Source organism: Virgibacillus sp. (genome assembly GCF_013393565.1).
Lineage (GTDB): Bacteria > Bacillota > Bacilli > Bacillales > Amphibacillaceae > Virgibacillus > Virgibacillus dokdonensis.
Genome location: NZ_JABXHF010000064.1, coordinates 1 through 10000 on the forward strand (window position 1 = coordinate 1; position 10000 = coordinate 10000).

The following is a 10000-nucleotide window of genomic DNA, read 5'->3' on the forward strand; positions in this document are numbered from 1 at the left end:
TTAGTAGTTTATAAGAAAAGCTATCAAGGTTTTCATATTTCCAATCTGCATCTCCTTCATCGGATACGTACAAGGTAGCGCCTACGCGATCAGCAATTTCCCTAGCACCGGATACATAGTCAGCGTGAATATGTGTTTCTAGCGCACCTACAATTTTCATCCCTTCTTTTTCAGCAGTAGAAAAATACGCTTCAATGTTACGAGCTGGATCAACAACAACCGCTTCTCCTTTTGCTTGGCATCCGACCAAATAGGATGCTTGCGCTAACTTATCATCATAAAAATATTGTAATAACATGATAGACAACTCCTTTTTATATCTCATATTTAAATAAGACTTGTTGAAGGCACTTTGATTTTTAAAATTCAGCCTTATTTTAACCTCAGCACTAGGTTATTTCCTAGCCTTTAAAACGTCTAAAGTAGCTTGTATATATTTTAAATATTTTTGTACATTAGGTTCTTTCATCCATTTGATAATGGTAAAAATAGAAATATGTTGCTCGATCGATTTGTGTCTCGTTTGAACTGCTTCGAAGAAATCTTTTGCTTCCTTCTGTTGCTGTATGAACGGAAGCTCTGCAATAGATGTTTTTATTTGTTCCATGGATTGTTCATCATGGACAACATGTTTGATAAACAAGGCAATCTTTTCTATTTGCTCGACCATTTCCAGTATAGTAGGAAGTTTGGCTAATAAAGCGATAAGCGCTTCCAATGATTCTTCATCGACTCTGGATAACTGCAATCGTTCCTCTAAAGCTTCCATCGTAGTTTGGTCTTTTGTGACATGCATCGAAAATTGTGTCATTTGCTCTAGCGATTGTAACGTGCGTTCGATTTCAGGTAACCGATGAATAATACCCGTTAAAGCTTGATGGATTTCAGGTTGTTTTAACTCATGAAGAAGGTCTTTATTTTCATCTGAATGGATAGCAGTATGTGGCATTGTTTCATCCCCCTTCTCCGTTTACATAATTCCTTTTAACATGCCATCCCAATACATAATTGGCAAGAAATCTTTTTTGAATAAATACATACTTTTTCTTTCTACTGCTTGGTTAAATGGCATCGATTCTTGTGGATTTTTATTATAATCAAATTCGGCTAAAATTAGGCTATTATACCCTGTTACAAGTGGGCAAGAGCTGTACCCGTCATAAGTTGCTGCAAGCGGTTTTTCCTTTATCGAAGAAATAATATTTTGCACAACAACAGGTGCCTGTTTACGAATCGCGGCTCCTGTTTTTGATGTCGGTAAATTACTACAATCACCAATGCCGAAAATATTAGCATATTGAGTATGTTGTAAAGTATACGGGTGCACATTCACCCAGCCTCCATCATCTGCAATTGGGCTATCCTTAATAAAAGATGGTGCTTGCATTGGTGGAGTAACGTGTAACATGGAGAAGGATACGTTTTGTTGCTCGCCAGTTTCTAATGATTCGAAAATGGCTACTTTTTCTTCGCCACGTACTTCAATTAAATGATGACGAAAGTGTGGTTGAATCTGCTTTCGGTCAATGACTTTTTCTAAGGCATTACGGTACTTTTTAACATCAAAAATGGCAGGGTTCGCTGAATAAAATAGTACATTTGCTTTATCCCGAACACCGGTTTTTTGAAAAGATTCTTCTGCAAGATACATGATTTTTTGTGGCGCCCCACCGCATTTTACTGGTGAGTTTGGATGCGTAAATATGGCATTTCCACTTGTGAAGTTACGAATAACTTCCCATGTATAAGGAGCGTGCTCAAAAGCGTAATTACTGCAAACGCCATTCTTTCCTAACGTTTCTGGTAACCCTTTTATTGCTTGCCAGTTGATGTCAATCCCTGCTGCAACAACAAGGTAGTCGTATGGAATATGATTGCCTTCTTTGGTGTAAACGTTGTTATTTTTTGGGTCAAAAGAAATTACTTTTTCTTGAATCCAGTCTGCCCCTTCTGGTATGACACTTTCCATGGATCGTTTTGTCGCCTCTATTTTAGAAACTCCTGCTCCGACAAGTGTCCATAAAGGTTGATAATAGTGCTCTTCTGCTGGTTCAATAATTGCTATTTTATGCTTAAAATGTTTGGAGTAATGTAACAGCTGAGCAGCAACTGTTATGCCAGCAGTACCGCCACCTACGATGAGAACTTGATAATGTTTGGACATATGTCTCCCCCTCGCTTTACAAAGTTATTTTCAGATCTATATTCATTGTACGATTGAATAGCTTCTTATACTATAGGGGGTTTCCCTTATTTTTCACTTTTAGGTAGTATAAAGTTTGTAGGATAGTTTAAATTTGCCATAGGGATTATGTGTAGCTAGAAATATAGAGGTTATAACTATGTTGAGAAAAAACTTGACACATACTCTTAGGGAGTTTGTCTAAGAGCTGGATACATGTTAAATGGAGATGTCACCATTGAAAAACCCCAACTTAAAGGTATAGAAGAAGGTGGGGAAGAGCAGTGGCTCATCATTTTTGCCAATGGAAATACCCATATAAGAAATAATAGTGTAAATCAAGATAAACCGAGCACGATTCATGTTTTTTTCTATTCAACAAGCGATTTTGAAGTGTTTGGAGTTTATATATCGATGGCGGTATTTTTGCTCGTCACGTCGCACTCAATGCGATACGCGGGCGGGCAGAGAAAACCGATTTTTAGAGCACAATATATAGGCGGTAGTTATTTTAAGGGCGGGAATATCGACAAGAGATGCAGGTATTGTACAACCCTGAAATTATTAATACGTACTCTGATTTAAGGGAAGAAGAGCCTGTAATATATGAAGTCGATCTACCGTTAGTGAAAGAACGAAACGGAAGGTATATGAAGGAAAGATGGTGCTTAAATACGTCTTGTTTATGCCCCATCTTTTTTTGCATGTTCATAAGTTTTACACGATAGAAAGGATAGAACTTCAACAAACAACGAAGGATCGTGTCATGGAGGCTTAGCGGTAAGCTACGTTTTTTCAAAATCGTATTTGTTATGTAAGCTTTACCTCTATTTTCAATGAGAACCCTTTCTTTACGCGAAAAACAACTCCTAGCGCAATAAAAGTTAAGCCTATTTTTTCAACGTTATTCTTCCTCTTATCGATTTACTTCATCTAATTGGAAAAGCATTTATATAAAAAATATCATCTACGCAACCTGGAGAACAACGTAGGCTTGTAAATCTCATGGTATGCGCTTTCTTCATAGACCCATAGATTTTTTCTGGAAAATGTAGCACAACTTTCGTATAAGATTCCTTCCACTTGTGAAACGTCTTTAAATTAAGAATTTTAAATAAATATATCTTGTTTGTTTAAATTAACTCATTGTAGAATGATAACTTCTTGAACGACTATTAGAGAATGTTTAAGTTTTGATTTACTTGATTTCTATATACATGTAACCGTTTTTGTGAAAATTCGGTTGTTACTTTAAATTGGTTCGCAACATTTGCAATTGCATCTTCATGATATAGAGGGAAGTTTACCTTTTGTAACATGAAGGTTGGTATTGCTAAATGTAGAGCAATATAGTTTGCTTTATGTTCCTGCAAACTTTTAAATAGTTTTGGCATAAATAATTGTATCCCTACATGCGGAAGGACATGTGATAATTCATAAAAAAACAGTTCTTTCTGTTTTTTACTTGACAAATAAGGGTTTAAATATATGGTTCCTCTTTGTTGCAGGCAAGGTTTTTTTTGGTAACTTAAATGAATGTTTAAATTTACCGCAAGTTCTTCAATAGGATATTCTGGTTCTGTAATACCTAGTTTCATGTAAAGATTTTTAATACCTTCTTCTAATGGTGTAGTTCTATAACTCATCGTAGACCTCCGACATAGTCAAAATCTCTGATTTTACCCCTTATGTAGTTAGCAAGCGCCTCATTTTGTTAAACAGTGAACGAGATAGTTGGTGCGTAAGGACACACAAAGGGAAAAACATATTCCTACATAGTTCAACTAGTATAAGATTTGTATCGCTTACTTTTTCATAGTTAGTCATAGTAATTAGAATATCGGAACTGTTAAGAGATTTATAAAGTAGTACGTAGTAAATGTAAGATAATACCTTATATGTCATGTGTTGTAATCCAAATTATAGCATAAAAAAATGAAAAAGGAAGTAGATGGAACAAATGAAAAATGAAAAAAATCGAAGCATTTTTTAATATAAGACACTAGAATGACATTCTTATATCCTAAGTTCTTTATAATAACATAAATCAATGCATGATAGACTATCTTATCAAACATTTTTAATTCGAAGTGTGTGCCAATAATAGGTATTTGTACTTATGAAATATAAAATAAGACACGCTATTCATAGATTAATACTTTTATAATAGGACATTTTTATATTAAAGGGAAGCATGAAACGACGTAGTATAAAGAAAATGAATAAATCCTCTAAAAATCCCCTAAAAAGCCTATATAAGTTACATTTTTTATGTAACCTATTTTTTATATAATGTCTATAATATGACTTTCTGAATTGTTTTTTATAGGTATTAATACCTAATTATTCAACCGAGAATGAGTCAAATGGTTTATTGTCATATATTGCAATCTACGATACTATTATCCCCACAAGAAATACCAATAGTTTCCAAAAAAGGAGTGATTGCAAATGCAAAAGAAATGGCTTCATCGAATTGGGTTGATGACCTTAGCTACTACATTAATCGTGAGTAATGCTCAGGTGACCCATGCTGCTGATTCAGGGGAAGAATGGGAAATTAATTCAGATGTTGAGACGAAATGGGAGCAAGAAAATGAGCAAAAAGGGCCTTCGTTTATTAACGGAGAGTTATCCGAACGAAAAGTGACGAAAGAGGCAGATGTAAGAAAATTTTTGCTGGAGAATAAAGAAGTCTTTAAAATTAACTCTGAAACAAAACTAGATTTTATAGAATCTGATGTAGATGATATAGGTATGATCCACTACATTTATAAACCGAAAATTCAAAATATACCGATAGATAATTCTAAAATTGTCGTACATGTGAATAAAGACAAAAAAATTACAGCAATTAACGGGGAATTTCATCCTAATGCCCCTGAAAAATTAAAAGAAAAACAAAAACTAACCAAAAAGCAGGCAATAAATAATGCTTGGAAGCACATTGATGTAAAACGTAGTGAAGCGAATAAAAAAATGGCGTCGTTAACTGGAGAAACGTTCAATACACTGGAAGAAACTGCTGATTTAGTTGTCTATCACGATGACAATAAACAGTACACGTTAGCATATCGCGTAGAGCTTCAATTCGCCAAACCGAAACCAGCGTACTGGAATATTTGGGTAAATGCAGAGAGTGGAGAGGTTTTAAAAGCAATCAATCAGGCACAAGAATTTGCCTCAACTGGAAGTGGAATAGGTACCCTTGGACATCATAGACAGTTAAATACGTTTTATCATCAAGGGGACTACTATCTCTATGATACGACAAAACGAATGAATGGCGTTATTGAAACGTTCACGAATCAAGGAAGAGGCGATAGAAATCTTCCAGGTGTGTATGTGAAAGATGAAGATAATCGTTTTACGAATGAAGAACAACAGGCAGCTGTTGATGCTCACTATTATGCTGGACAAGTATTTGATTATTATTATAATACATTTGGTCGAGTCAGCTATGACGACAATGGTGCAACAATTCGGTCTATTGTCGATTATGGAAATAATTATAATAATGCGGTATGGGTTGGTGATAAAATCATTTACGGTAATGGAGACGGAAGAAGATTTGCTCCGTTATCAGGTGCAAATGATATTGTAGCTCATGAGCTTACACATGGGGTAATTGATGAAACAGCTGATCTTGTGTATGCCAACCAATCTGGTGCGTTAAATGAATCGTTTGCTGATGTTTTTGCCTATTTTGTAGATGGTGATTGGTTAATTGGTGAAGATGTATTTACACCTGGTATTGAAGGGGATGCACTGCGCAGTTTGGCAAACCCAACAAGGTATAATCAGCCAGATCATATGAACGATTATCAACATTTACCAAACACCCGAGACGGTGATTGGGGTGGAGTTCATATCAATAGTGGAATTCCGAATAAAGCGGCTTATTTCACTGTTCATGGTATAGGTGTAAGTAAGGCGGAACAAGTTTATTATCGTGCATTAACGACCTATTTAACGCCGAATAGTAGTTTCCAAGATGCAAGACAAGCACTCATTCAATCCGCTCAAGATTTGTATGGGGAAAGCGCTGCTCAGGAAGTTGCTCGTGCGTGGGAGCGCGTTGGCGTAAACTAATAAAAAGGTGTAAAGAATGAATTTGAAGTGCAAATTAGTGTGAAAACAGGTTATTTACGAATGGCGTTAAGGCGTAATGGTAAGAAAAGCATAGGCTGTTACTTTTGAGTCTGGAGTTTTGCTCGTGAGGTAGCTTTAGAATTCATCCGTCTGAAATTGGCGACTCATTTGCTTGGTACGATGAAACACGAAGTAGTGATCGTTATAAACATAGATTGATTGATGAATAGGTATTTATCACTTTTTTATCGTTTATTTTTCTAATTGCTATGCCAAACGCACTTCATTTAAAGTACACGGAAAATTAGTTATGCACTCGCTCTCTACTCTGGATGTAGGCATGTCAGATATACTTCTTTGACTTTGGTAGGTCATTGATGCGTATATCAGACATGTCTTTTTAATGGTGAAAAGCTATCGCCAACATGAGGAATGTGCGCGACCTCTTCGATAATTTAAGAAGTTAGCTTCATTTCCCTGACTATTTATTTGAACACGACTTGTTGCTAAAAAAATTTTGGTGTATAAAGGAGCTAAAAGCTGTTCAAAGAACAATTTATCGCTTATAATAGATGAAAATCATATACATAGAAACCACAAGGGGAGCTATTTTGCTGAGATGGAACGAAATCGTTCGAGACCCTTTGAACCTGTTTAGTTAGCACTTGCGTAGGGATGTGGACAACAATGTTTAGGTTTATTCATAAAATGCTAGTTCGATTTAGGTGCAAGGAAGATCCTGAATGTAAAGCGGACGTTTATAAGCATTTACCTTCTACACATAAATGAACAACTACGCTGAACAATGATGCTTCCCTTGGGGTTTCCGTGAAAGGGGAGCTTTTTTAATGAAAAATATTCGCTTATTAGTAATGATTGAAGCAGCATTTTTTGCAGCATTTGCAATGATTTTGGATTTTCTTCCTTCGATTAAATTATCACCAGCTATATCGATCTCTTTTGCTATGGTGCCCATATTTATTCTTGCATTTCGGAGAGGAATGCTAGCAGGGATATTAGCGGGTTTCTTATGGGGGTTGTTACAGGTGATGCTCGGTGATGCTTACTATTTGACACCATTGCAATTTTTTATTGAATATTTTATTGCTTTTGCTAGCGTTGGTTTTGCCGGATTACTCTCTTCTATAATTCAGAAAAGTTTTGAAAAAGGGTATAAAAAAACCGCTTTGGCATGGGTTGTGGCTGCGACATTCGTGGGTAGTATTGCAAGGTATTTTTGGCATTTTCTTGCAGGTGTAATCTTTTGGGGTGAATCTGCTCCTGAGGGTACGTCGCCACTCGTTTATTCATTTATAGCGAATGGAACGACTTTTGTAGGTGCGTTTGTTTTTTGTGCTATTGTTTTAGCGGTAATTTTAGCTAGCGCTCCTCGGTTAGTGCAAGCAGAAACACTTATGACTAAAAAACAGGTGAAGAAAGCATCCTAAGTATAAGCGTTTCCTTTTTATGAAAACTATTTACCGTAATTAATAGCCAACGCCTTTCCATTAAAAAACGTTGGCTATCAAAGTTACTTACCAAGTATTTATATCAGCTCGTTAGCTGCAAGTTAACACCCTGTTCGTTATCTCGATTAGCCAGAGTAGACCTTAGGATAATGAATGATTTATTTAGTAACGGTCTCTGAAAATGGACAAAATTTTATAAAAGCCAATCATAAGCACTGTTGCAATGGCTTTTGTTAAATGTCTGCCGCAACAGTGTTGGTTTTTAGAACGGATTCGTAGCCCATTGTAACGACTGTTTAATAAACATTCTCGGATGCAATTTTAATTGCGCTACCATGTATTCAGCTAAATCTTCGGCTTGCATATACTTATCGTCATTTTTCTCCGCTAACTTTTCGCCGAAAGCAAGCTCTGTGGCAACAAGGCTTGGATTTAATGTGAAAACGCGAATGTTATTTCTGCGTACTTCTTGCATTAAAGCTTCGGACATACCTTGAATGGCAAATTTGGAAGCACTGTAAGAAGTCGAACCTGCTGTTCCTTTTAATCCGTTACTGGAGGAAATCATGATAATATCGCCTTGATTTTTCTTAAGCATATGTGGTAATACGGCACGGGTCACGTGATACGTACCGAACACATTCACCTCTAAAGTTTGTTTCCACGTTTCTGGATCCATCTCTAGAAAATTACCATATGCTCCAATACCTGCATTATTTATTAAAATATCTGCAGACCCAAGCGACGTTTCTAGCTCCGCAACAGCCCCCTCTACTTCTTCCAACTTTGCTATATTAGCAACAGCATAATTGGTGTTAACACCATATGTTTCTACTTCTCTTGCAACAGCTTCCAGTTTGGATTTCGTACGAGCTATTAAGCCTAAATGAACACCTTCCTGAGCAAGAGCAAGTGCTGTTGCTCTTCCAATACCGCTACCAGCACCTGTAATATACGCAATCTTCCCTTTAATTTGTTGCCCCATCGTAAGCCATCCCCTCTCCATTGATTCTTACTTGTATTGTAAGTATATCTTATATGAAAGAATAGATTCAAACTACAGACTCCTATCATTAGAAAGTTAACCAGCGTAATGGTTAACTTTCTCCCATTCTTCGGAAAATCGCTCCCATAGGTAGAAGTAGCCCGTTCCGCGTGAAAATTTGCTCATACCCTTCTAAAGTCGTTAATAGGATTAAGGAGATCGCCAGTTGGTTTAGAATAAGGTCCTTTTATCCGAAAGAGAAATCTTAGTAACCATTATTAGCTATGGTACACTTTACATTTTATTAATTGGGTACGGTAGATTGATGGCATCTGTTGAATAAGCCTATTGCTTCTTCCTAATAGAACGAATAAGCGGAAAAAAGACTCATACAAAATGTAAACTTTTTTGAAAATTAAGTTGACAATATCCTTTTTTCCAAGTACAATTTTGAAAAAACATCAACGTTTATTGGAAATGGGAGGCTTTATTAACATGGGACAGCAACGAAAAAGACTTCGCTTTATGCTTAATTGTGCTTTGTTTGCAGCACTCACAGCTATTTTGGCGCAAATCGAAATACCACTACCACTCATACCGATAAGTGGACAAACTTTAGCAGTCGGAATTACCGCCACTATTTTAGGCAGTAAGCAAGGCGCGTTAGCGATGATTTGCTATGCGGTAATTGGAGGAGCAGGGGTACCTGTTTTTGCTGGCTTTAGCGGCGGGGCACATGTGTTAGTAGGTCCTTCAGGAGGATATATTTTTGGTTTTATTGTTACAGCATATGTTACAGGTTTCATTCTCGAAAAAACAAGCTTTCGTTTCCAAAATGCTTTAATTGCAAATATTATAGGCATGTTTATTACGCTAGCGTTTGGGACAACGCAGTTGAAATTTATTTTAGATCTTTCATGGAATGCAGCATTCGTAGCTGGAGTGTATCCATTTATCATCGTTGGGCTTATTAAAGCTGCATTAGCTAGCTGGATAGGAATTGCTGTTCGAAAACGTCTCGTACATGCTAATTTAATTTTGGAAACGAAACAAAAGGTAGTATAAATGCGGAAAGGTAGAATTGTTAATTATATGAGCGGATTATTATTCTAAATTACCAAATTAAATAATGTGTATACACACGAAATTTGTTTATTGCAGTGAAAAAGTGCCCGCTGTGCACCGGAAATCGCTCCCGTCCATCGGAAAGTCGCCCGTCCTATGTAAAAAGTCGCTCGCCCCTCTTGCGGGTGAGGGCTTTGAGTTCTCGCG

General features: G+C 36.6%; 9 protein-coding genes and 1 riboswitch. Of the genes, 4 read left to right on the forward strand and 5 right to left on the reverse strand.

The features are described 5' to 3' along the window. The 3 genes from HLX49_RS13285 to HLX49_RS13295 form a co-directional block, all read right to left on the reverse strand. Nucleotides 1-298 (reverse strand): MBL fold metallo-hydrolase (locus HLX49_RS13285; protein ID WP_296362453.1); only part of this gene is annotated, 298 nt, incomplete at its 3' end. Nucleotides 299-394: 96 nt separating this feature from the next. Beyond that, nucleotides 395-949 (reverse strand): hypothetical protein, encoded by a 555-nt coding sequence (locus HLX49_RS13290; RefSeq protein ID WP_296362455.1) that lies wholly within the window; start codon nt 947-949, stop codon nt 395-397. Between the two features lie 21 nt (nt 950-970). Next, nucleotides 971-2164, reverse strand: coding sequence for an NAD(P)/FAD-dependent oxidoreductase (locus HLX49_RS13295; protein WP_296362457.1), 1194 nt, complete (start codon nt 2162-2164; stop codon nt 971-973). 234 nt (nt 2165-2398) lie between these two features. Between HLX49_RS13295 and HLX49_RS13300 the strand changes: the two genes are divergently transcribed. Further along, nucleotides 2399-2767 (forward strand): hypothetical protein, encoded by a 369-nt coding sequence (locus tag HLX49_RS13300; RefSeq protein ID WP_296362459.1) that lies wholly within the window; start codon nt 2399-2401, stop codon nt 2765-2767. 590 nt (nt 2768-3357) lie between these two features. On the opposite strand, the gene HLX49_RS13305 is transcribed toward HLX49_RS13300, so the two are convergent. Next, nucleotides 3358-3828, reverse strand: a complete 471-nt coding sequence (locus HLX49_RS13305) for an ImmA/IrrE family metallo-endopeptidase (protein ID WP_101932634.1) — start codon at nt 3826-3828, stop codon at nt 3358-3360. 805 nt (nt 3829-4633) lie between these two features. On the opposite strand from HLX49_RS13305, the gene HLX49_RS13310 reads away from it, so the two are divergent. Then, the gene (locus HLX49_RS13310; protein ID WP_296362462.1) at nt 4634-6274 is read left to right on the forward strand and encodes a M4 family metallopeptidase; all 1641 of its coding nucleotides are present in this window, start codon (nt 4634-4636) and stop codon (nt 6272-6274) included. A gap of 589 nt (nt 6275-6863) precedes the next feature. Beyond that, a riboswitch (TPP riboswitch) is annotated at nt 6864-6967 on the forward strand. Nucleotides 6968-7122: 155 nt separating this feature from the next. After that, the gene (gene thiT, locus HLX49_RS13315; RefSeq protein ID WP_101932632.1) at nt 7123-7722 is read left to right on the forward strand and encodes an energy-coupled thiamine transporter ThiT; all 600 of its coding nucleotides are present in this window, start codon (nt 7123-7125) and stop codon (nt 7720-7722) included. Between the two features lie 283 nt (nt 7723-8005). Here thiT and HLX49_RS13320 read toward each other — a convergent pair whose 3' ends face one another. Next, nucleotides 8006-8728 carry a 3-ketoacyl-ACP reductase gene (locus HLX49_RS13320; RefSeq protein ID WP_101932631.1) on the reverse strand — a complete coding sequence of 241 codons (723 nt, stop codon included), beginning with the start codon at nt 8726-8728 and terminating at the stop codon, nt 8006-8008. A 495-nt stretch (nt 8729-9223) separates the two neighbouring features. Here HLX49_RS13320 and HLX49_RS13325 point away from each other — a divergent pair, with 495 nt between their 5' ends. Continuing rightward, complete coding sequence (locus tag HLX49_RS13325) at nt 9224-9793, forward strand: biotin transporter BioY (RefSeq protein ID WP_101932630.1); 570 nt, start codon at nt 9224-9226, stop codon at nt 9791-9793. Nucleotides 9794-10000 lie beyond the last annotated feature (207 nt).